This is a genomic window from Bacteroides sp. HF-4919, assembly GCF_018860125.1.
On record NZ_JAHKNF010000008.1, the window covers coordinates 41150 to 63502 of the forward strand.

Sequence of the window (22353 nt, forward strand, 5' to 3'; positions counted from 1 at the left end):
TATTCAAACAGATAACCTGGAGCAGTTGTTCAATGGAACGACTTACTTCTGCAAACGGATACCGATTTCGTTCAAAGCGACCTTTGCCGGAGTAGCGTCCGGTGTAGTGGCATCGAGTTTGATGTAGCGGGCACTGACCTTGTTGCCGAACGAAACGGTCTGCGGAACAGGGTTGTGCATAATGTTGCTGAACTCCCCGGTAGTCGGCACTTCTTTCCAGTCTTCACCATTGATACTTACATAGAATTTATAACGGAAAGCCATTGTCGGCTTCGCTTCCGCATTGGCAGGAGCATATACGAAACCTGCCATCTCTACGGCTTTTCCAAGATCAATCACCAACGGAGAGGCAGTCACTTGTTTCCATGTAGCACGAGGCAGATCGTTCCAATTTTCTTTCGCAGACGCCTCTTCCAACGGACGGGCATAGTAGGCAGCCACTTCGCTGATATTAGCCGTCAGACGGCAAGCATCAATCTTCACTCTCAGTTGAGTGGCCTCGATAGCCGGAATACGTATCAGACGTTTATAACCCACGGTAGTACCTTTGGCTATCTCCTTCCATCCTCCGGCAGTCAGTGCCTCGACAGTAAAAGCTTCTGTACGCTGTCCTTTCGAGATATCCTCACGCAGCATCACCACGTTGATTTCCGATTTCGGTTTCAGCTGATAGGTATGGGTATCACCCGGTTTGGCAGCCCATGGTTTCAATCCGCCTTTCACACGGTTATCGGCAAAAATTTCTTTGCGATAGTCGGCAAACTCTTTCAGACGGTTAACGTCGGCATCGCTGATGCGTCCGCGCCGATCGGGAGGGATATTGAGCAGCAACACCGAGTTGTAACCCACAGATTTGAAATAAATATCGGTCAGATGCTTGAGGCTCTTCACCTTACCGTCCTCCTGCTGATGATAAAACCATCCCGGACGGATCGATACATCCACCTCGGAAGGATACCAGAAGAGTTCTCTGGCATTAACCAACATGTCGCGTCCGCCCAAATCTTTGGAAGTCGCTTTTACACCTAACGCTTTGTTCTGCTCTTCACAACGGGCATAAGTGCCCGGAGTCAATACGGTGGCACTCCACTCCGTTTCACGTCCCAGTCCGCGTTCGTTGCCTACCCATCGTACATCGTCACCCATAATGGCAGTCACTGCATGGGGTTGAAGACGACGGATGGTAGAGAGGATGGCGGTCCAATCATATTCCTGTTTCTTTCCGTTGGGACCTTCACCATTGGCTCCGTCGAACCAGACTTCGTGTACTTCACCATAATTGGTAAGCAGTTCAGTCAGCTGTTCGATAAAGAATTCGTTGTATTTCGGAGAATCCCCATAACAAGATGCATTCCGATCCCAGGGAGAGAGGTAAACACCGAACTTGATACCGTATTTATCACAGGCATCACGGAGTTCACGCACCACATCACCCTTTCCGCCTTTCCAAGGAGAAGAGGCCACGGAGTGGTTAGTAGTCCTGGTAGGCCACAGGCAAAATCCATCATGATGCTTGGCGGTCAGGATAGCCATCTTGAAACCCGCCTCTTTGAGTGAACGCACCCATTGTTCCGCATCAAGTTCGGAGGGATTGAAGAGTGCGGGATCCTCTTTTCCGTCTCCCCACTCACGCCCGGTAAAAGTATTGATACCAAAATGAAGGAAAGCAGTCAGTTCCATCTGTTGCCACGCCAGCTGTTGCGGAGTAGGTACAAGACGCGCTGCCATATCGACTTTCTGCTCAAGGGTAGCACCTTGCGGAAATTCCACGTGCTTCACATAGTAGTCGTCTTTTTTTTGGGCCTGTCCGGCTGTACAGATAGCTGCAAGCAGAACCGTCGATAAAATAAGTTTCTTCATAAATCTATTGTTTTAAGTTTGATTCACCACAGAGTAACACAGAGTCTCTCACAAAGGATTTTCCTCTCTTCAATATCCTATTAACAAGAACTTAAAAACTCTCTGAAACTCTGTGGTAAACCGTATCCTTTTCTATTCCACGTTAAATATTCTGTCTATTTCACTCCTCTCAGCGTGAACTCAAAACTCTGCTCCGTCAGCGGCACACGGTATTGCGGTTGTACACCGGGACCACAGGTTGCTGTCCCTACACCTGCCTGTTCGGTATCCAGATGAACAGTGATACGGCCGTTACGTTCCAGATCGTTAATGTGGCGGGCTTTCTCCAGCACATCGTCAGTAAACGGAACGACACTGAACTGGAACGGACGGTTCGAATCGACAAAGATTCCTTGTCCGGCTTCATCCTCCAATTTCATCCAGCGGACATCCGTACGATTTCCGGTAGACTGCGGAGTCACGTAATAGTGGAACATCCTTTCGGCAGTAGTCCGATACAGCCCTATCTTGCCCGACTGCATACGGTCAGCGTAAGTCTCGTTATCACCGCGTCCCAGATAAGCCACATTGCCAAACGTATCGTTCATCTCGAAGGCCAGCCCCAGGCGTGCCATTGATTTCACCACAGCCGTATCGGGACGGAAAGTCACTTTCACCTTCAAAGCCCCGGCAGCATTCAGTGAGTAAATGAAATCGGCATCCCCCACTTTAGTTCCCTTCGCATTCAGGACTTCTACTCGTGCAGTAGCGGTACTCTTGCTCTCCTTCAGTGACACCACTTTCTGGCTCAGCTGATCGAGTCCGGATTTACGCCAAAGATAAGCACCGTTGCGATCGCGGTTATCATTGTCCGTAGCGGGACGGAAAAGACTCAGTGTAACAGGAGTTGCCAGCAATTCCTGCCCGTCCAGTGTAAAAGAGTTCAAAGCACCAGTCGCCTTATCCAGCGTAAAAGCAGTCTGTCCGGCCTTGGCAGGCAGATAAGCTGTACTGTTCTTTGTTCCGGGCAATACAAACTGGTCGTAAGCCACCTCCCAATCAGTACCCACCATCGGTGAAACTTCTTTACGAGTCCAGCTCAGGTTGAGATATCCTTCACGCACATTGGCAGGCAAGACAACTTTTCCTAATGTCATATCAACCGTAGCATGTGGCGCACAATTCACTTCTTTTGTTCCTTCTGTGACCGTTTGTCCGTTATCGCCCACCACCTGCCAATGCAGGATATATTCGTTCAGATTGGAGAAGTCGAACCAGTTTTTCACTCTTATGGTCAGATTACTCTTATTGAGCAAGGTACACTTGATGTTCTGATAAATCTTTTTCACTTCAAGCAAGTGCGGATGCGGGACACGGTCAGCGCTTACCAACCCGTTGCAGCAGAAATTACCGAAACTCGGAACTCCTTTGGGACCGTAGTCCCCACCATACGACCAATACCAACGCCCATTCGCGTCTATCTCACGGAACGACTGGTCTACCCAGTCCCACACGCAACCGCCTTGTGCCATCGGATTATTTTCGAACACATCCCAATACTCCTTCAGGCCACCTACGCTGTTGCCCATGGCGTGCACGTATTCGCAAAGAATGAACGGACGGTAAATATCTTTCTGTGCCAGATAGGTTTTGATTTCATCGACACTGCGGTACATCCGGCAATAAATATCGGTGTTATAATTCTGCTCGGCACGTTCGTATTGAACGGGACGATTCTTTTCTACCGATTTCAACCAGTCATAGGTACGTTCGAAGTTAATTCCGTTTCCGGCTTCGTTACCCAACGACCAAATGACGATGGCAGGATGGTTCTTCGAACGCTCGTACATACGGTGTGTACGATCCATGTGTGCTGTCAGCCAAGTGCTGTCCTTGGCAAGCGAAGCAGGACCGTAGCCCATACCGTGCGACTCGATGTTGGCCTCGTCGATCATATAAAGTCCGTAGCGATCGCAAAGCTGATACCAGTACGGATGAGTGGGATAATGTGAATTACGCACGGTATTGATATTGTGCAGCTTCATCAATCGGATATCCTGCTCCATCAGCTCTTTGCTGACAGTACGTCCCAATTGCGAATGTTCATGCCGGTTGGTTCCCTTCACCAGCACAGGTACACCATTGATGCAGAAACGTCCGTCCTTGATCTCCGAAGTACGGAAACCCACTTCGCAACCGGTAACTTCCGTCACCCGTCCTCCCGCATTTTTCAGTTCCAACACGAGCGTATAGAGATTGGGGTGCTCGGCACTCCAAGGCTTCACGTCTTTCAGGCGCTGTTCACCGAAAGTGATGAAGTTACTCAACCCACGTGATTTGACAGGCATTTCGCCCGAAAGTACGGGACGTCCGGCTGCATCATTCAGGCTATAAGTTATAGATACCGCTCCATTGGCAGGTCCCTCAACGGTAACATCGAGTCCGAAGATACCATCTTTGTAACGCTCCTTCTCGAGGGTGGCATTTACTTTATAGTCGGCAATGTACTGCTTCGGAGTACTATATAAATATACATCACGTTCAATGCCGCTCAAACGCCACATATCCTGACATTCCAGGTAAGAGCCCGAACTCCAGCGGTAGACTTCAAGTGCGACGGTATTCTCGCCTTCTTCCAGCTTGTCAGTAATGTCCCACTCGGCTGCCGTCTTTGAGCCTTGGTTGTAACCGAGGAAATGGCCGTTCACCCATACATAATAGAAAGAGGTGACACCTTCACAACAGAGAACCACCCGGCGGTCTTTCCATCCGGCAGGCACAGTGAAAGTTCGGCGGTAAGAGCCAACTTCGTTTTCTTCAGACGGTACGAGAGGAGGATTTTTCTTGAAGTTGAACATCTTATCATCGAATTCATAAGTCTCGTTCACATAAATAGCAGTTCCATATCCCTGACGCTCCCAGTTTCCGGGTACATTAATGTCTGCCCACCCTCCGGTATAGAACGAAGGTTTATAAAAGTCTTTCGGACGGAGGTCGGGATTCTTCACCCAATGGAATTTCCATTTGCCGTTCAGGCTCAAATAATAGGGAGACTGTTCATAGTCCCCTTTTTTCACATCGGCAGCATCTGCGTAAGGCCACACATAGGTGTGAGGGGCCAACTTGTTCAGGCCTACCGCATATTGGCTCTGCCATTCGGGAGTCTTCTGCGCCTTTGCGGGCACCATAACCAGACAGGCCAGTAGCAGTAGAAAGGTTAGTTTGATAGGTTTGTTCATTGTTTATCAGGTATTTAATATTCAATTATCTTTCTCGGGGGATGTGTCAAAACTCGCGACAGAAGACTTTTGACACATCTCCCTTTGATTTTTAAAGGTAAATACGGATCCTATTCGATCATAACTTCGTCAAAAAAGACGCGCGCTTCCTGTCCGGGACGCACATGATCAGGAGGACATTTTCCGGCTCCACGAACTGTAACGCGCACATATCTGGCCTTTGCCGCTCCCAGATCGAATTTCAAATCATCCACATAAGTTCCTTCACGGAAAATATCTTCGGGAGTAAATCGCTTCTCTCCCACTTCCGTAAAATTAATGTTATCCGAAGACAACGCAACACTGACGGACTCCGGTTTGTGCACAGCCATTCCGTACACTGTAATAGAACCCAGCGTAAAAGTATGGATATTTTCTTCTTTTTGCAAATCTATCGTAAAAGAAATACTATCATTGTCTGTCCACGAGCACCATTCGGAATCGGTTTGTTTCAAGCTGCCACGCACTCCGTTGGTTAAAACCGGAACACCGGAAGCCCCCCGGGTGAATACCGGTTTCGCAGTAGCCTTATTGTATGACAAAGGTAACACGAGGGTCTTTCCCATCTGCCGCCCATCGGCAAAAGTGGCACACTTCAAGGTCTGTGCGGTACGGAACATGAGTGACTGAGTATAGAGAGCAGAAGCTGCTCCCGGCTCGGCGCCATCGGTTGTATAACGGATTTCCACATCGGGACGCATGCACTCCAGTTTCACTTGCAATGTACCATCAACCGGAGTAGACGTATGTTGTATGTTGTACATAGAACGGGCGTATCCCACCCCTTTGACGGCAAGGTGTTCGTTATAACGATCCAGCGCTTTCAGAAACGAAGCCCAGTTTTTCTGCTCCGGGCGACTCCATCCCACTTCGGCAAGTGCTGCCAGACGGGGGAAGACGAGATAGTCCACATCCTCGGGACGGTTACAGAACTCCGTCCATAACGATGCCTGTACGCCCATCAGTAACGAAGCATATTCGGGCTTCCAATTCTTCTGCACAGGTTCGTATTGATAAACGTCTTTCAGCGTATTGTTACCAAAATAAGTGAGTGGTTCAAACCATTGCGGTCCTTGATAACGGATCAGGTACATCACACGGGCCGGAGTCATCACAAAGCGATGTCCCTGCGCAGCAGCTTTCAGGGCAGCGTTGCCCATCCCTTGCCAACCGAAGACAACGGCTCCCTCGGGGATGAAGCTGTTTGTCAACTCGTCCCATCCCATCACCTCTTTACCTTTACTGCGCACATAGTCGCCTATCCGCTTCATGAAATAGCCTTGAAGGTCCTCTTCATGGGCAATGTGTTCTTTCTTCATACGATCCTGGCAAAGAGGACACTTTTTCCAATAAGTTTTCTGCGCTTCGTCGCCACCCAGATGGATGTAATGTGAAGGAAAAAGCGCAGCCACTTCATCAATGACATCTTGCAGAAAAGTGAATACACTATCGTTTCCGGCACAGTAGATGATTCCTGCATGGTCTCCACCCAGACCGGGCAATACACCGATAAACCGGTCTACCACGGGACAAGCCAGATGCGGATAAGCAGCCAGTGACGAATTGGTATGTGCCGGCATCTCTATCTCGGGAATGATCTCTACCTGACGGTCGGCAGCATAAGCTATCATCTCCCTCATATCCTCCTGGGTATAAAAGCCACCGATGGGAGTCGGTTCTCCGGGCAACGGATTCCGGCGCGAATGGAATGGCACATCGGTATGATCCACCCGCCAGGCACCGACCTCGGTCAGCCGGGGATATTTCTTAATTTCAAGCCGCCAGCCATTATCGTCCACCAGATGGAAATGGAGTTTATTCACCTTCAGCATAGCCATGCAATCGATGATTCTCAACACATATTCTTTGGGAAGAAAAAAGCGGGAAACATCAAGCATTAGCCCCCGGTAACCGAAACGGGGCTCGTCCTGAATGCTCAAACAAGGAACCGTCCACAGTGCATTGACTGTATGATGATTTTCAATATCGGGAGGAAGCAACTGGCGGATGGTCTGCAAGGCATAGAAAAACCCTTTCACATCCGATGCTCTGACCGTAATCTGTTCTGGAATGATATCCAACCGATAGGCTTCGCTTTTCAATGACTTGTCGGTGACGAAACGTACATCGCCTTTCATCTTTCCCGTTTTCAGTACGGGAGTAAACCCGGCAGCTTTGGTGAAGAGGTTTATAAAATTCTGTACCACTTTCGCCTGCTCGGCATTTTCCACAACCAGCGTAGTACCTCCCGAAAAACGGAAATGCCCGGTGCCCGATACCATTTGTACCGGGCAGGGGACTATAGAAACTGTTTGTGTTAAGTCATCGGCCTGCAACGCCGCAAGGGGGCAGAGCGTCAGCAGGAGTATGCATATTATAATGTGTTTCATATATCCGGGATTTCCACTTATTCTTTATCTCTCTCCGGCGAGAAACGTACCGGATCATTATACTGTTCCTGAAGTTGCAGCATCTGCTCTTTGAGTTCTTTCACTACAGGTTCGTATTCTTTCTGCCCGTACAGATTATGCATCTCCGTCGGATCAGCCTGCATATCATAAAGTTCCCACCAGTTGATGTCATTGTAGAAATGAATCAGTTTATAGCGTTCGGTACGTACCCCGTAATGGCGTTTCACCATATGTTCGGCGGGATACTCATAGAAATGATAGTACAGTGCCTTCCGCCAGTCTTTGGGTTGTTCACCCTTCAGCAACGGTAACAGAGATACACCCTGAATATCGGCAGGAACGGGAGCACCGGCCAATTCAAGGAACGTAGGTGCATAGTCGATGTTCTGAACCATTTCGGTAATGTCGCCACGACGGTCAAAGCCCTTCGGCATACGCATGATCAGCGGTGTGCGCATCGATTCTTCGTACATGAAGCGTTTGTCGAACCAGCCGTGTTCGCCCATATAGAAGCCCTGGTCAGAAGTGTAGACTACCAGGGTGTTATCCAGTAATCCTTTCTTTTCAAGATAGTCAAGCACACGTCCCACATTGTCGTCCAGCGACTTCACTGTCTTCATATAGTCACGCATGTAACGCTGGAACTTCCAGTTGGCAAGTTCCTTCCCACTTAGATTCTGCTTGTAGAAGTCATCGATCAACGGACCGTAGAATTTATCCCATGCCGCACGTTGTCCTTCGTCCATACGTCCCAGAAATCTCTGGTAGAGCGATTTTAAACGTGAATCTTTATCGGGGCGAAGCATCTTCAGGTCATAAATCATATCCATATCCTTCACAATACTCATCTCTTGCGCTGCGGCAGCCGGACGGCCTTCGTAATCGTCAAAGAAATTGTCGGGCAGCGGGAAGGTTTTGTCTTCGTACAAAGCCAGGTTACAGGTATCCGCCATCCAGTTGCGGTGGATAGCTTTATGGTGAATCAGCAGGCAGAACGGTTTGCTCTCGTCACGTTTGTTCTCCATCCAATCGATAGCGTCATCGGTAATCAGGTTGGTAATGTACCCATGTCTGTGAACGGTGTCGTTGTCCTGAGTGATAAAGTCGGGGTTATAATAGTCACCTTGTCCGGGCACGATCTCCCAATAATTGAATCCTGAGGGCAGACTCTCAAGGTGCCACTTGCCTACGAGTGCAGTTTGATAGCCGGCCTTCTGAAGCAGTTTCGGGAAAGTTTGCTGGGCACTGTCGAACACGCAGGTAGTATTGTCATAAAACTTGTTGGCACAACTATGCTTGCCTGTGATCATACAAGCACGGCTGGGACCGCTCAGAGAGTTTGCAACGAAGGAATTTGTAAAACGTACGCCGTCACGGGCAATACGGTCGAGGTTCGGAGTTTCCATATAACGGGTATCGTAGCAGCTCATCATTTGTGCCGTATGGTCGTCCGTCATAATATAAACAATGTTCAGGGGTTTTTGCTCTTCTTTCTGTTTGCCTGTGGCACATGAAGCCAAAGAAGCTACTGCCGCCGCACCTGTCAGCGAGCAGAGAATTCCGGAAGATAGGTTGTTCATCATAAAGTAGTTTTTCTATTAGGGATTAATTAGTGGTACAAATATAAAGAGTTTTAACACCCCATAGAGTTCAAAAACAACTATGATTCTTCTGAAAACGTCTAATAATGGAATAAAAAGGGCATTTATAGACGTTTTTGAACATCGGATAGACAAAATCGGAAGCCTGTTGTGAACGAGTCTTAACTGAAATTTGTATATTTGCAGACATAGAAGCCTGACAAAACTGTTTAGAAATGAATACGATTCACCACAGAGTACACGGAGGACACAGAGTTTTGATCTCTTGTTGATTAAGATGTTTGAGAGAAAGATATTCTCTGTGTTCTCTGTGGCCTCCGTGGTGAATTAAACTCAAAAACAAATACTGAATGAACTAAATACAAACCTAATCAACAAACTCTTTTTATGAATCAAAAATTATTGCTCAGCAGTGCGCTGCTTGTCGGCATGGCCGGAACACAACAAGCGTTTGCACAAAAGAAAAAAGTTCAGGACCCCAAAAAGCCGAACGTAGTTTTCATTTTGGCCGACGACCTCGGATTCGGTGACCTGAGTTGCTACGGACAAGAGAAGTTCGAAACTCCCAACATCGACAAACTGGCCCAGGAAGGAATGCGCTTCACCCAATGTTATTCGGGAACAACGGTAAGTGCCCCCTCACGCTCTTGCCTGCTGACAGGCACTCATAGCGGACATACGGCTATCCGTGGTAACGTCGAACTCGATCCGGAAGGACAATTCCCTCTGCCGGCAGATGCACAGACCATCTTCCACGATTTTCAGAACGCAGGATACAAAACCGGCGCTTTCGGTAAATGGGGACTGGGATTCATCGGCTCTACAGGCGATCCGAAAAAACAGGGAATTGACGAATTCTACGGTTACAACTGCCAATTGCTGGCACACAGCTACTATCCCGATCACTTGTGGGACAATGACAAACGAGTAGAGTTGAAAGACAACACACTGGATGTGCAGTATGGCAAAGGTACTTACTCACAAGACCTGATCCACTCAAAGGCACTCGACTTCCTTGACCGGATGGGAAAAAGCGGAGAATCGTTCTGCATGTGGTATCCTACCATCATCCCTCATGCCGAACTGATTGTGCCCGAAGACAGCATTATCAAAAAGTTCCGCGGCAAGTATCCCGAGAAGCCTTTCCATGGCACCGAACCGGGTAGCCCGGCATTCCGTAAAGGCGGATACTGCTCTCAGTTCTACCCTCACGCAACCTTTGCAGCCATGGTTTACCGCCTCGACGTATATGTAGGCCAGATTGTACAGAAGCTGAAAGATATGGGTATCTATGACAACACCATCATCATCTTTGCCAGCGATAACGGACCGCACATGGAAGGCGGAGCCGATCCGGACTTCTTCAATAGCAACGGCATCTGGCGCGGATATAAACGCGACCTCTACGAAGGAGGAATCCGTGTACCGATGATCATCTCTTGGCCGGAACGTGTACAACCCAGTACCCAAACCGACTTCATGTGTTCGTTCTGGGATGTAATGCCCACTTTCCGTGAAATATTGAACCCGAAAGCCAAGAACCAACAGATGGACGGTGTGAGCCTGTTACCACTACTTGAAAACCGCAAAGGACAGAAAGAACACGAATATCTGTATTTTGAGTTCCAGGAGATGAACGGACGCCAGGCCGTACGTAAAGGCCCGTGGAAGTTAGTTCACATGAACGTTCGCGGCAAAAACCCGTATTTCGAACTCTACAACCTGAATTCCGATCCGTCGGAACGCCACAATGTACTGAACCAGTTCCCGGAAAAAGTGGCCGAACTGAAAGGCATCATGCAGGCTGCACATGTGCCAAATCCTAATTTCCCACTGTTACCGGGAGAAAAATAAGAAGAAACATTTTACTTCATTACAGAATACACAGAGGGCACAGAGATAATTTCTTTCAATGGAAAATCTCTGTGCCCTCTATAATTATTAATAACTTGCAGTTATTGCTTCACTGCCACCGTATCTGCCGCAAAGACATCTTTCCGGTAGCTATACCCCAGGTCGGAATAAATCTTCAACATCTCAGGCAGACGTTCCATGAAACGGTCAAAATTTTTATGTTCCGGCAATGTCCATTGTATTTCGGACAAAGCAGCCATTCGAGGTAAAATCTGCCACTCCATCTTGGTTGAATCGGCAGTCCACTCCGTCCAGATACAACCTTGAGTACCGATTACAAACTTCTTTTCGGCATCGGTCAGTTCGGCAGGAACAGGTTCGAAGTTATATACACGATTCATCCATTCGAATCCGGTCATCTTATTAATGCGCGGATTGCTGAAATAGAGCCGTTGGATAGGAGTCATGATGACATCGTGATGCTGGCGCGCAGCTTCGATGCCTCCTTGAATACCCCTCCATGACATGATGGTAGAATTCGGGGTCAGACCGCCTTCCAATACTTCGTCCCATCCCAACATACGGCGTCCGTGGGCGTTGATCTCTTTCTCCAACTCAGACATGAAATAGGTCTGCAACTGATTCTCTTTCGAATGTTTAGGCAGCGCTTTGATACCCAGTTCCTTAATTTTAGCCTGACATTTAGGGCATTTCTCCCAACGGCTCTTCGGACACTCGTCTCCACCGATATGAATGTATTCGGAAGGGAAAATATCCATAATCTCGTCCAACACGTCTTTAGTAAACTGAAGTGTCTGTTCGTTACCGGCACAAAGCACATCGGGAAATACACCAAATGAACAAAGCACCTTATAGGGACCACCCGTGCAACCCAGTTCCGGATAAGAAGCCAGGGCGGCTGTAGTATGTCCCGGAAGGTCTATTTCGGGAACTACCGTAATGAAGCGATCGGCCGCATAACGGACAATCTCACGGGCTTCATCCTGTGTATAGAAACCACTGTGAGGCTTTCCATCGAACTTCTTGGTTTCCCAGTCAATAATGGTAGAATCTCGTCTGGAACCTATTTCCGTTAGTTTGGGATACTTTTTGATTTCAATTCGCCACCCCTGGTCTTCGGTCAGGTGCCAATGGAAATAGTTGATGTTATGCAATGCCATCAGGTCAATCATCTGTTTGAGGTAGCTGACGGGGAAGAAATGGCGACCTACGTCGATCATGAATCCACGATAACGGAAACGGGGAAAGTCGGTAACCGTCCCGGCAGGAAGAGCTGCCGCCACTTTTCCGTCCTTCAGAATCGGAAGGGCTTTGTGGATGGTTTGGGTACCGTAGAATACTCCGGCCTCACTGCCTCCGGTGAGAAGAACCTTCTCAGGGGTGATCTCAAGTTTATAACCTTCCGGGTGAGTCATTGTCGTATCTACAGCAAGGATAATGGCGTTACTGCCCTTCTCTTTATCGGACACACGGACTTCGGTTCCGGTCATCTCTTTTATAAAGGTAGCCAGAAAATCGGCAGTACGATGCATTTTTTCATTAGCTGCCGGATAGATGATCGTAGTACTGTGGTTGATAACAAAAGGTGTAGTGTCTTGGGCAAGGACAATCTCTTGCGGCTGAGGAATTACGTCCAGATTCCCCTTTTCGATAACTGCGGGGCGACAGGCACAGAATAGCACAACGGCCAACAAACCGGGAGCTAAACGGAATAATAATCTCTTGTTCATAGTGTTTTGATTTGCTCACCACAGAGTCACACCGAGTTCCATAGAGGAAGGAAGCATAGAAGATACGCTCTATGGGACTCTGTGTACTCTGTGGTTAATGTTATTCATTTCGGCAAAGATAAGATTTTATTTCCATTTTTTTGGTCACGTCTATGCAAACTGTTACTTTTGCCGTTAACGTGATAGATATGCATCCATGAAAAACAACCCATATACCGGCCTTCTCTGTTGGTTGACCATACTTCTGGCAGTCTGCTGCCTCCCGCTGAAAGCCGGCCATTACTACTATAAACAGATTTCCCTGAAGGAGGGACTCCCTTCTACCGTGCGATGTGTCTATACCGAACCCAAAGGTTTCGTATGGATAGGCACCAATGCGGGATTGGGAAGGTTCGACGGAGAAAAGCTGAAGAAATATATCCACCGGAAAGAAGATGCGCACTCGTTGCCACACAATTACATCCATCAGATCATTGAAGACAATCAACACAACATCTGGGTACTGACCGATGACGGAATAGCGCAGTATCGCAGGCAAAGCGACGATTTTACAACTCCACAAGACGAACAGGGACATTCCATCCTCGCCTATTCCGCTTGCCTGACGGAACAGGGGGTGATCTTCGGCGGCCGCAACCGCATCTATCGTTACGATTATGAAAACCGTTCCGTAAAACTTCTGCTGGACTTCAGTTCCGACCCTTACTTCGCCATCTCCGCCATCAGCCGATGGGACGAAGAGACGCTGCTATGTTGCAGCCGGTGGCAAGGTCTCAGGTTGATCAATCTCCGTTCGGGAGAACGCCGTCTCCCTCCATTCGACTGTGGGAAAGAGATCATGGCACTCCTGATCGACTCGCACAACCGCATCTGGGTGGCCCCCTACAATGAAGGCTTGCGCTGCTTCAGTCCCGAAGGCAGATTGTTAGCCTCGTACACTACCGCAAACTCCCGCCTCAGCAACAACGTGGTGCTTAGCATAGCCGAACGGGACTCGCACATCTGGGTAGGAACAGACGGAGGAGGCATCAATATCATACGTCCGGACAACCATCAGATCAGCGTTCTTGAACATATCCCCGGAGATAACTATTCACTTCCCGTCAACTCTATCCTATCGCTCTACAACGATACCTATAACAACATGTGGGCCGGAAGCATTCGCAAGGGTTTGATCAATATCCGTGAAGTATCCATGAAGACCTATACCGATGTCTTTCCCGGAAGTAGCAAAGGGCTGAGTGATCCCGCCGTACTGAGTCTTTATCAGGACGAATCGGACGGACGGATCTGGATCGGTACAGACGGCGGAGGTATCAACAGTCTTGACCCCGACACGGAAGAGTTCCGTCACGACCGGTCTACCTGGGGAGACAAAGTAGTCTCTATCGCCGGTTTCACCCGGGAAACACTCTTACTCTCTGTCTTTTCAAAAGGATTGTTTGTTTACAACAAAGCGAATGGAGAACAACAGTTACTGACCATCGACCATCCCCGCCTCAAACAATATCTCTACTACAGCGGAATGGCGGTAAATGTCTATCAGGACGAACCGGGCAGCGTCCTCTTGCTGGCAGGACATATTTACCGATACGACACCGGCTCGCAGAAAATACGCGTAGTGAATGAAGAAGAAGGTATGGAGATTGCCGGCAGCATGAATGCCATTGCCCACAACGAGCGTTTCACCTACCTCAACGACAGCCGTACCCTCTACGAACTGGACCGGACAAACAACTGTCTGAAAAGACTTTTCAGCTGTACGGGCGATACATTATTATATTCTGTTTCGATGGACGAGAAAGGTGATTTCTGGATTGGCAGCAACACCGGACTGGGACAGTATACGCCGTCGACCAACCGGTATCATCCGTTGCCAACTTCCCTGTTCGGTGAAGTGAGTTCGGTCATTTGCGATCATCGGGGAAAAGTATGGATCGGGGCAGACCACATGTTGTTTGCCTGGATGCTGCAATCCCGGAAGTTCATCCTTTTCGGCGAATCGGACGGAGTTATTCCGAATGAATATCTGGCAAAACCCCGGCTTGTCTCCGGCAAGGGAGAAGTTTATATGGGAGGCGCAAACGGACTGCTCTGCATCGATAACCGTTTTTCGACAGCTCCATCCGACTTTCCGGAAGTGGAACTGACCGACGTATACATAAACGGTGAGCCGGCCATTAACCAGATAACAGGACAGCCGGAGAAACTGACCCTCCCGCAGGACAGCCGGACCATAACCTTACGCATAATGTCCCACGAACAAGATATTTTCCGTAAAAAAAGATACCGTTATCAGATAGAAGGATTGAACGACGAACCGATTGAATCGTACGATCCGGAACTGATTATCCGTTCACTTCCGGCAGGCAAATATCGGATATTGGCCGCATGCAGTACCAAGAATGGCGACTGGACTCCCTTCCGTCCTATCCTGTCACTCACCATACTACCTCCCTGGTACCGGAGCGGATGGTTCATCATCTGTGTATTGCTTATTGCATCGGGTGTCATTGCTGCCGTCATTCTCACCATTCTGCGCCGCAGGCAAAACCGGTTGAAATGGGAACTAAAAGAGCGGGAGTTACAGGAATATGAAGAAAAAATCCGATTCCTGGTCAATGTCAGCAACGAACTCCTCCCCTCGTTCACCGAGACGGGTGAAAGAGAACTGCAAATCGTAGAGCTGATACGAAACCGGCTCCGTAACGGAGAGAAAAGTAAAACGGACACCGACATTAAAAATATCCCCAAAGAGGAAAAGAGCGAACTCAGCCAACCAGACGAGACTTTCCTACGAAAACTGAACCGGCTAATCACCGACCACTTGGACAGTCCCGAACTGGACGTCACCTTCCTCTGTACGGAAATGGGATTGAGCCGTGCTTCACTCTACAACAAGTTAAAGGCCATGACCAACATGGGCGCCAACGATTACATCAATAAATTCCGCATGGAAAAGGCCATCCAACTGATCTCAACCACCGATCTCACCTTTACAGAGATAGCGGAAAAAATAGGATTTACAACATCCCGTTATTTCAGTACTTCATTCAAGCAATATACAGGAGAGACACCGACTCAGTATAAAGAGAAAATAAGGAAAAAGCAATAGGGTGTAGCCATCCGATGCATAGGGTATAACCATCCGGAGTACATGGCTACACCCTATGCCTCGGATAGCTACACCCTTTCGGACCCAGCATATTTCTTATCCGAATATAACTTCACTGAATAAAAAATGGAGTACGACACAGCCATACCCCATTCTCCATTCTAACAATCAAACTCAATCAAGCAATGGTGACAGATGCATCCAGATATACATCCTGGATGGCATTGAGCAATTCCACTCCCTCTTTCATCGGTTTTTGGAAAGCTTTACGTCCGCTAATCAACCCCATACCACCGGCACGTTTATTCACTACCGCTGTAACAACAGCGTCTTTCAGGTCGGAAGCTCCATGTGATTCGCCACCGGAATTAATCAAACCGACACGTCCCATATATCCGTTGGCTACCTGATAACGGCAAAGATCAATCGGGTGATCGGTAGTCAGTTCGGTATACATTCTTTCGTCTGTCTTTCCAAAATGAATTGCTTTGAAACCACCGTTATTAGTAGGCAACTTCTGCTTCACAATATCCGCTTTAATGGTAACTCCAAGACGGTCTGCCTGCCCGGTTAGGTCGGCGGCAGCATGATAGTCTACCCCGTCTTTCTTAAAATCGTTGTTGCGCAGATAACACCACAAGATAGTGGCCATGCCCAATTCATGCGCATAGTCAAAAGCCTCGGCAATCTCTACCAACTGACGACGGCTTTGCTCGGAACCGAAATAGATAGTAGCTCCCACAGCCACCGCTCCCATCTCCCATGCCTCCTTGACGGTGCCAAACAACACCTGATCATACGAATTGGGATAAGACAGCAGTTCATTATGGTTCAGTTTCACTACAAAAGGAATTTTGTGAGCGTACTTACGGGCAACAGCCCCCAGAATACCGAAAGTAGAAGCAACGGCATTACATCCGCCTTCAATGGCCAGTTTTACAATATTTTCCGGGTCGAAATAGATGGGATTCGGAGCGAACGAAGCTCCGGCTGTATGCTCAATATCCTGGTCGACAGGAAGAATGGACACATATCCCGTATTTGCCAGACGACCATGTCCCAGCAAAGTCTGCAAACTACGTAAGGTCTGTATGTTACGGTCCGAGTCAATCCATATCTTATCGATCGTATCCGGTGACGGCACGTGAATCAGTGATTTATCAATGGTTTTACAAGTGTGGTTCAGGTAGTATTCAGCCTGATTACCCAATAGTTCTATAATTTTATTCATAATTGTAATGGTTTTGAGTTTTATTCACCACGGAGTACACAGAGAACACAGAGAATATCTTTCTCTTAAACATCTTAATAAACAAGAGATTAAAACTCTGTGTCCTCCGTGTACTCTGTGGTGAATAATATTCATTTTTATTCCGTAATGAGGGGTTTCCTCTTATCTTATTTTTTCTTTCCCTGATTGGCAACCGCTTCCATCAGTTTCCGGATTTCTTCGGGGTCACCCAGGAAATAGTCTTTTTCCAGATTCAGTTCGTCACTGAATTCAAATACGTAAGGAACAGCAGTCGGCAGATTCAGTTTCACGATCTCTTCATCGGAGATGTGCTTCAAGTGCTTGATAATGCCCCGCAAACTGTTGCCGTGGGCAACCACCAGAATTTCATCAGCGGTTTTCAGATTCGGGAAAATGATACATTTCCAATAAGGCATGATGCGGTCGATGGTATCTTTCAAAGATTCCGTCCGGGGAAGTTCTGCATCGGGCACTTCCCGATAGCGGTTCTCAAAACGTGGATTTCTCGGATCGTCTTCCGACAGGGCATTGGGAGCTATATCATAACTCCTACGCCAGATAAGCACCTGTTCGTCACCGTATTTGGCAGCCGTCTCGCTTTTATTCAATCCTTGCAGATCGCCATAATGCTTCTCATTCAGACGCCAACTCTTCTCCACCGGAATCCAGTCCTGATCCATCCGGTCGAGCACACAATTCAGCGTTTTCACCGCTCGTTTAAGGTACGAAGTATAAGCTTTATCGAAATTAAATCCATTTTCTTTCAGTAGTTCACCCGCTTTGCAGGCTTCGGCAATTCCCTTTTCTGTCAGATCGACATCTGTCCAACCGGTAAAACGGTTCTCTTTGTTCCATGCACTTTCTCCATGACGGAGCAATACAATCTTTTTCATTCAACTCTCCTTTCTTTAGGTGTTTACTATAGAACATTTGTACTGAGTACAAAGTTCACGAAACTTTTTCTAAATATCTATGCTGAAGTATGCTGAGAAAAGTTACCTTTGTGCACTGTAAGTAACCTTTTTATTTAATTTCTAAATGAACAACACATGAGAAAACTCTTTTTTCCATTACTACTATTCGTATCCGGTCTGCTATCCGCCCAAACAGAGATAACACTCTATGTATCACCTTCGGGCAGCGACCATCATCCCGGAACAGCGGAAAAGCCGATGGCTACTTTAGAATATGCCTGGAAAAAGGCCTCACGGCAGGCCGGCCGGCGTTCCATCACCATCTACTGCGAAGGCACCAACTACCTGTCCACTCCGATTCTTATCACAAACGAGACTTCGGGCACACCCGAACATCCGGTCCGTTTTTCTTCGTATCCCGGACAAAAGGCGGTCATCAGTGGTTCGCGTATACTCCGGAACCTGTGTTGGAAAGAGTATAAAAACGGTATCATGCAGACCCAAGTGGAAGAAGAACTGATCCCCGACCAGCTCTTTGTGAACGGAAAAAAACAGATATCGGCACGGTATCCGAATTTTGATCCGAATATACGCATCTTCAACGGATATGCAGCTGACGCCTGCTCGCCCGAACGTGTGAAAAACTGGAGCAACCCCGCGGGAGGTTATCTGCACGCCATGCACAGCAGAGAATGGGGAGGCTACCAATACAGCATCGAAGGCAAAGACGCCAAAGGCGAACTGATACTGAAAGGCGGATTTCAGAACAACCGCCAGATGGGTATGCACGACACTTACCGCATGGTAGAAAACATCTTTGAAGAGTTGGATGCCGAAGGGGAATGGTATTTTGATAAAGAAACCCATACACTCTATTTCTATCCGCCACGAGAACTCAATCTGCAAACCGCCTTGTTCGAAGTGCCGCAGACAGAAACCCTCTTTATCCTGAAAGGAAAACCCGGAAATCCGGTCCGTCACGTATCCGTAGACCATTTGGAACTGACACAAACCCTGCGCACCTTTATGAAAACCAATGAACCCCTATTGCGCAGTGACTGGAAAATCTATCGGGGAGGAGCCCTGATAATTGAAAATGCCGAAAAATGCTCTGTAAACGGCTGCTACCTGCACGATATAGGAGGCAATGCTATCTTCTTCTCCAATTATAACCGCAACCACCGTGTCAGCCAAAATCATATCACCCGTATAGGAGCCAGTGCCGTTTGCTTTGTAGGCTCTCCGGATGCCGTCCGTTCCCCTCTGTTCGAGTACGGAAAGTCGCAAACCTGGGAGCAGATGGATAAAGGGACAGGCCCTCTCACCCCCGACTATCCCTCAGACTGCCTGGTGGACGACAATCTGATTCACTCGATCGGAGAGATAGAAAAGCAGGGAGCCGGTATCCAGCTATCTATGTCCGCACGAATCACCATCCGTAACAACAGTATTTACGACCTGCCCCGTGCCGGCATCAACGTCAGTGAAGGTACCTGGGGAGGACATATGATAGAAGGAAACGATGTGTTCGACACCGTACTCGAGACAGGCGACCACGGGTCCTTCAACTCCTGGGGACGCGACCGCTATTGGCATCCCGACCGGAATGTGATGGATGAGTTCGCGAAAGAACATCCTCAAATGGTATTCCGGGACGCTACCGAAACGACTGTCATCCGCAACAACCGCTGGAGGTGCGACCATGGATGGGACATCGATCTGGACGACGGTTCTTCCAACTATCACATCTACAACAACCTCTGCCTACACGGAGGATTGAAATTGCGCGAAGGCTTCGCGCGAACGGTGGAAAACAACATTATGGTCAACAACACATTCCATCCGCACGTTTGGTTTGCAAACTCTCAAGACATTTTCCGTCACAACATCGTCACGACTCCCTATCGCCCCATTCAGGTAAAAGAATGGGGAAAGGAAACAGACACTAACTTTTTTGTCACCGAGCAAGGACTGGAGCAGGCGCAAAACAGAGGAACGGACCTCCATTCACTTTACGGTGATCCGCTCTTCATTGCTCCTGAAAAAGGAGACTACCGGGTAAAAGAAAATTCGCCTGCCTTGAAGACGGGTTTCCGGAATTTCGATATGGAGCACTTCGGCGTACAATGCCCACACCTGAAAGCTTTGGCGGCTACTCCGGAATTGCCGGTTTTCAAAATTCCGGAAGAAAAACCAGAGACAGTACAGACGTATTCGTGGAAGGGGTTAACCTTGAAAGAGGTGTCGACCGAAGGAGAACGTTCGGCCACGGGACTCGACAAAATACGAGGTATACTGGTAGTGAAGATCGAAAAGGGAATAACCGCCCTGCAAGCCAATGACGTGATTCTGAGCATTAACGGCAAACCAATGAATAACCGGACGGATATAGAAACCGAGACCCGGAAGTCACCCGAAGGCAGCAAGTTCCGGATCATCTTCTTCCGAAATCAGAAAGAAAATGAGGTAACGATGTAAAGCAAGATACGGCTAAGGGCATCAGTGGAGCCCGTTTCGGCGAAGGACACCCATCACGCATACGGGCATGCCTGCCTTTTAAACCAAAGGACCATAGGTTTGAAAGGCAGGAGGCGTTGGTTTAAAATATAACAGAGTGTATATCACCATGCGCCACAGGGAAAGATTAATCCACTGATAAACAACATAACCCAAAACAGGCGTTGCCGCCCGTCACGCTCAACGATTTCTCTTTAGAAAAAGGCGATCGGTAATGACAGAGGGCAGTTCCGACTCATAATGGGTTACCATAATCATCGTTTTATCTTCACGGCAGCAGAAGGCCTCGATGATCTTTTTCACCCGCCGGCGATTGTACGTATCGAGTCCGTGCAGCGGTTCGTCCAGAATAAGTAATTCCGGATCTTTCACGAAAGCACGGGCCAGCAATGCCAAGCGCTGTTCACCACTCGAGAGTTGAAGAAAAGGTCTGTCTTTCAGAGCGGCAATGCCAAACACATCCATCCACCACTCGCAGGTGGCCATCTGGCTTTCCTGTGGACGCTTATACAAGCCGATGCTGTCATGCAACCCGGAAGCTACAATCTCAATGGCCGGTAGATTCTTTAGATAAGCACGGTGCATTTCGGGACTGACGTAACCGATATGCTTTTTTATCTCCCAAATGCTTTCACCTGTACCCCGCTTGCGTCCGAAAAGGCTGATGTCACAGGCATACGACTGAGGATTATCCGCACAAACCAAACTAAGCAACGTAGATTTACCGGCACCGTTTTCTCCGCTCAATGCCCACTTCTCGCCCCGACGGACAGTCCAGTCGAGTTCTTTCAGGATGGTACGGTCATCATAACGGATGCTGACCTTATTTAATTTTACCACCTCTTCGGAGTCATAGTTTGCTCCGTCATAAGGTAATCCGGCTATACGCTGTTGCAGTGCGTCCAGGACTTCGGCCTCATTGGTCACACAAAATGAAGCCAGATAAGCCTCCCTTTCCATTTTCGGAAGCACGTGCAGGTCTTCTACCGGAATCACATGGGTAATGAACGAAGGGATATCATCGAGCATCGAAAGCACAAGAATGATTTGCACGGATGACAAGCGGGTGAGACGTTCGAGCAGCGAGAAAAGCAATTCACGGGTAGGCGCATCCAAACCGATAAAAGGATTGTCCATAATCAATACCCGAGGAGCTGTCAGGAGGGTTTTAGTCAGTTGAAATTTACGTAATTCGCCACTGGAAAGAAGGATGATCTTCTTGTCCAACAATGGCTCGATGTGGAAGAGTTCGAACAATTCCTCTTTCAGTCTTTCATCCTTGATCTCTCCCAACATCTCCCGCACAGAGGGGGCATCTTCCTGATCGTGGGCATTCCAGCGTTGCTGATAGTAATAGTTGGCATCCGCCGCCCCGTAGGTGTCACGGAAAGCAATATATTTCACGTTATCATATACCGTCCGGGTAGAAGAAGGAGAAAAATCGTAGTCCAATGTACCCTCACGCAAAGGATATTTACCCAAAAGCGTGTCTACAAACAAGCTTTTCCCTCCCCCATTGGGTCCTACGATAGCGATATGTTCGCCGGTAGCGATTTGCGCCGTGACTGGTTGTGCCAAACGCACAAGCGGGTTGCGTGCCACGCCACCCGCTATACTGAATGTGTATTGTTCCATGATCCTATTTCATTATTGGGCGGGGCAAAATTATACCAAAATCCGCACAAAGAGACAGAATAAGGGTAAAAAATCAATCGGAGGGGCATATTTATACGCTTTTATCCGTCTTCGGCGGCCTCTGCTGATCTTTCCGGAAGGGGATGCGTCGAAACTTTTCTTACCACAGAGTAGCACAGAGCCTTT

11 protein-coding genes are annotated in these 22353 nt (G+C 48.2%); 3 read left to right on the top strand and 8 right to left on the bottom strand.

Annotated features, from left to right (window positions below; translation table 11 throughout):
• Positions 1–42: 42 nt before the first annotated feature.
• The 4 genes from KO473_RS14475 to KO473_RS14490 form a co-directional block, all read right to left on the bottom strand.
• Positions 43–1860 (bottom strand): alpha-L-fucosidase, encoded by a 1818-nt coding sequence (locus KO473_RS14475; protein ID WP_005821134.1) that lies wholly within the window; start codon positions 1858–1860, stop codon positions 43–45.
• Positions 1861–2015: 155 nt separating this feature from the next.
• On the bottom strand, positions 2016–5078 hold the full coding sequence (locus tag KO473_RS14480) for a glycoside hydrolase family 2 TIM barrel-domain containing protein (protein ID WP_005821136.1): 3063 nt from the start codon (positions 5076–5078) through the stop codon (positions 2016–2018).
• A 110-nt stretch (positions 5079–5188) separates the two neighbouring features.
• The gene (locus tag KO473_RS14485; protein ID WP_122130171.1) at positions 5189–7507 is read right to left on the bottom strand and encodes a glycoside hydrolase family 20 protein; all 2319 of its coding nucleotides are present in this window, start codon (positions 7505–7507) and stop codon (positions 5189–5191) included.
• 17 nt (positions 7508–7524) lie between these two features.
• Positions 7525–9111 (bottom strand): sulfatase, encoded by a 1587-nt coding sequence (locus tag KO473_RS14490; protein WP_005780539.1) that lies wholly within the window; start codon positions 9109–9111, stop codon positions 7525–7527.
• A 405-nt stretch (positions 9112–9516) separates the two neighbouring features.
• Between KO473_RS14490 and KO473_RS14495 the strand changes: the two genes are divergently transcribed.
• Positions 9517–10983: an arylsulfatase gene (locus KO473_RS14495; RefSeq protein ID WP_005780543.1), complete on the top strand. Its 1467-nt coding sequence runs from the start codon at positions 9517–9519 to the stop codon at positions 10981–10983.
• Positions 10984–11084: 101 nt separating this feature from the next.
• Here the strand turns inward: KO473_RS14495 and KO473_RS14500 are convergent, their stop codons facing one another.
• On the bottom strand, positions 11085–12734 hold the full coding sequence (locus KO473_RS14500; RefSeq protein ID WP_122130172.1) for a beta-N-acetylhexosaminidase: 1650 nt from the start codon (positions 12732–12734) through the stop codon (positions 11085–11087).
• Positions 12735–12930: 196 nt separating this feature from the next.
• On the opposite strand from KO473_RS14500, the gene KO473_RS14505 reads away from it, so the two are divergent.
• The gene (locus tag KO473_RS14505; RefSeq protein WP_005821139.1) at positions 12931–15849 is read left to right on the top strand and encodes a two-component regulator propeller domain-containing protein; all 2919 of its coding nucleotides are present in this window, start codon (positions 12931–12933) and stop codon (positions 15847–15849) included.
• Between the two features lie 178 nt (positions 15850–16027).
• Here the strand turns inward: KO473_RS14505 and KO473_RS14510 are convergent, their stop codons facing one another.
• Together KO473_RS14510 and gpmA are read right to left on the bottom strand one after the other, a co-directional pair.
• Positions 16028–17080 (bottom strand): class I fructose-bisphosphate aldolase, encoded by a 1053-nt coding sequence (locus KO473_RS14510; RefSeq protein WP_005780549.1) that lies wholly within the window; start codon positions 17078–17080, stop codon positions 16028–16030.
• Positions 17081–17247: 167 nt separating this feature from the next.
• Positions 17248–17994 carry a 2,3-diphosphoglycerate-dependent phosphoglycerate mutase gene (gene gpmA / locus KO473_RS14515; protein WP_005807593.1) on the bottom strand — a complete coding sequence of 249 codons (747 nt, stop codon included), beginning with the start codon at positions 17992–17994 and terminating at the stop codon, positions 17248–17250.
• A gap of 156 nt (positions 17995–18150) precedes the next feature.
• On the opposite strand from gpmA, the gene KO473_RS14520 reads away from it, so the two are divergent.
• Entirely contained in the window at positions 18151–20493 is a 2343-nt protein-coding gene (locus tag KO473_RS14520) for a PDZ domain-containing protein (protein WP_005821141.1), read from the top strand.
• Between the two features lie 219 nt (positions 20494–20712).
• Here the strand turns inward: KO473_RS14520 and KO473_RS14525 are convergent, their stop codons facing one another.
• Positions 20713–22167, bottom strand: a complete 1455-nt coding sequence (locus tag KO473_RS14525; protein WP_005821143.1) for an ATP-binding cassette domain-containing protein — start codon at positions 22165–22167, stop codon at positions 20713–20715.
• Positions 22168–22353 lie beyond the last annotated feature (186 nt).

Bases quoted from the DNA above. Each gene is read 5' to 3' on its own strand.
- KO473_RS14475 (WP_005821134.1), bottom strand. From the start codon at position 1,860: ATGAAGAAACTTATTTTATCGACGGTTCTGCTTGCAGCTATCTGTACA.
- KO473_RS14480 (WP_005821136.1), bottom strand. From the start codon at position 5,078: ATGAACAAACCTATCAAACTAACCTTTCTACTGCTACTGGCCTGTCTG.
- KO473_RS14485 (WP_122130171.1), bottom strand. From the start codon at position 7,507: ATGAAACACATTATAATATGCATACTCCTGCTGACGCTCTGCCCCCTT.
- KO473_RS14490 (WP_005780539.1), bottom strand. From the start codon at position 9,111: ATGATGAACAACCTATCTTCCGGAATTCTCTGCTCGCTGACAGGTGCG.
- KO473_RS14495 (WP_005780543.1), top strand. From the start codon at position 9,517: ATGAATCAAAAATTATTGCTCAGCAGTGCGCTGCTTGTCGGCATGGCC.
- KO473_RS14500 (WP_122130172.1), bottom strand. From the start codon at position 12,734: ATGAACAAGAGATTATTATTCCGTTTAGCTCCCGGTTTGTTGGCCGTT.
- KO473_RS14505 (WP_005821139.1), top strand. From the start codon at position 12,931: ATGAAAAACAACCCATATACCGGCCTTCTCTGTTGGTTGACCATACTT.
- KO473_RS14510 (WP_005780549.1), bottom strand. From the start codon at position 17,080: ATGAATAAAATTATAGAACTATTGGGTAATCAGGCTGAATACTACCTG.
- gpmA (WP_005807593.1), bottom strand. From the start codon at position 17,994: ATGAAAAAGATTGTATTGCTCCGTCATGGAGAAAGTGCATGGAACAAA.
- KO473_RS14520 (WP_005821141.1), top strand. From the start codon at position 18,151: ATGAGAAAACTCTTTTTTCCATTACTACTATTCGTATCCGGTCTGCTA.
- KO473_RS14525 (WP_005821143.1), bottom strand. From the start codon at position 22,167: ATGGAACAATACACATTCAGTATAGCGGGTGGCGTGGCACGCAACCCG.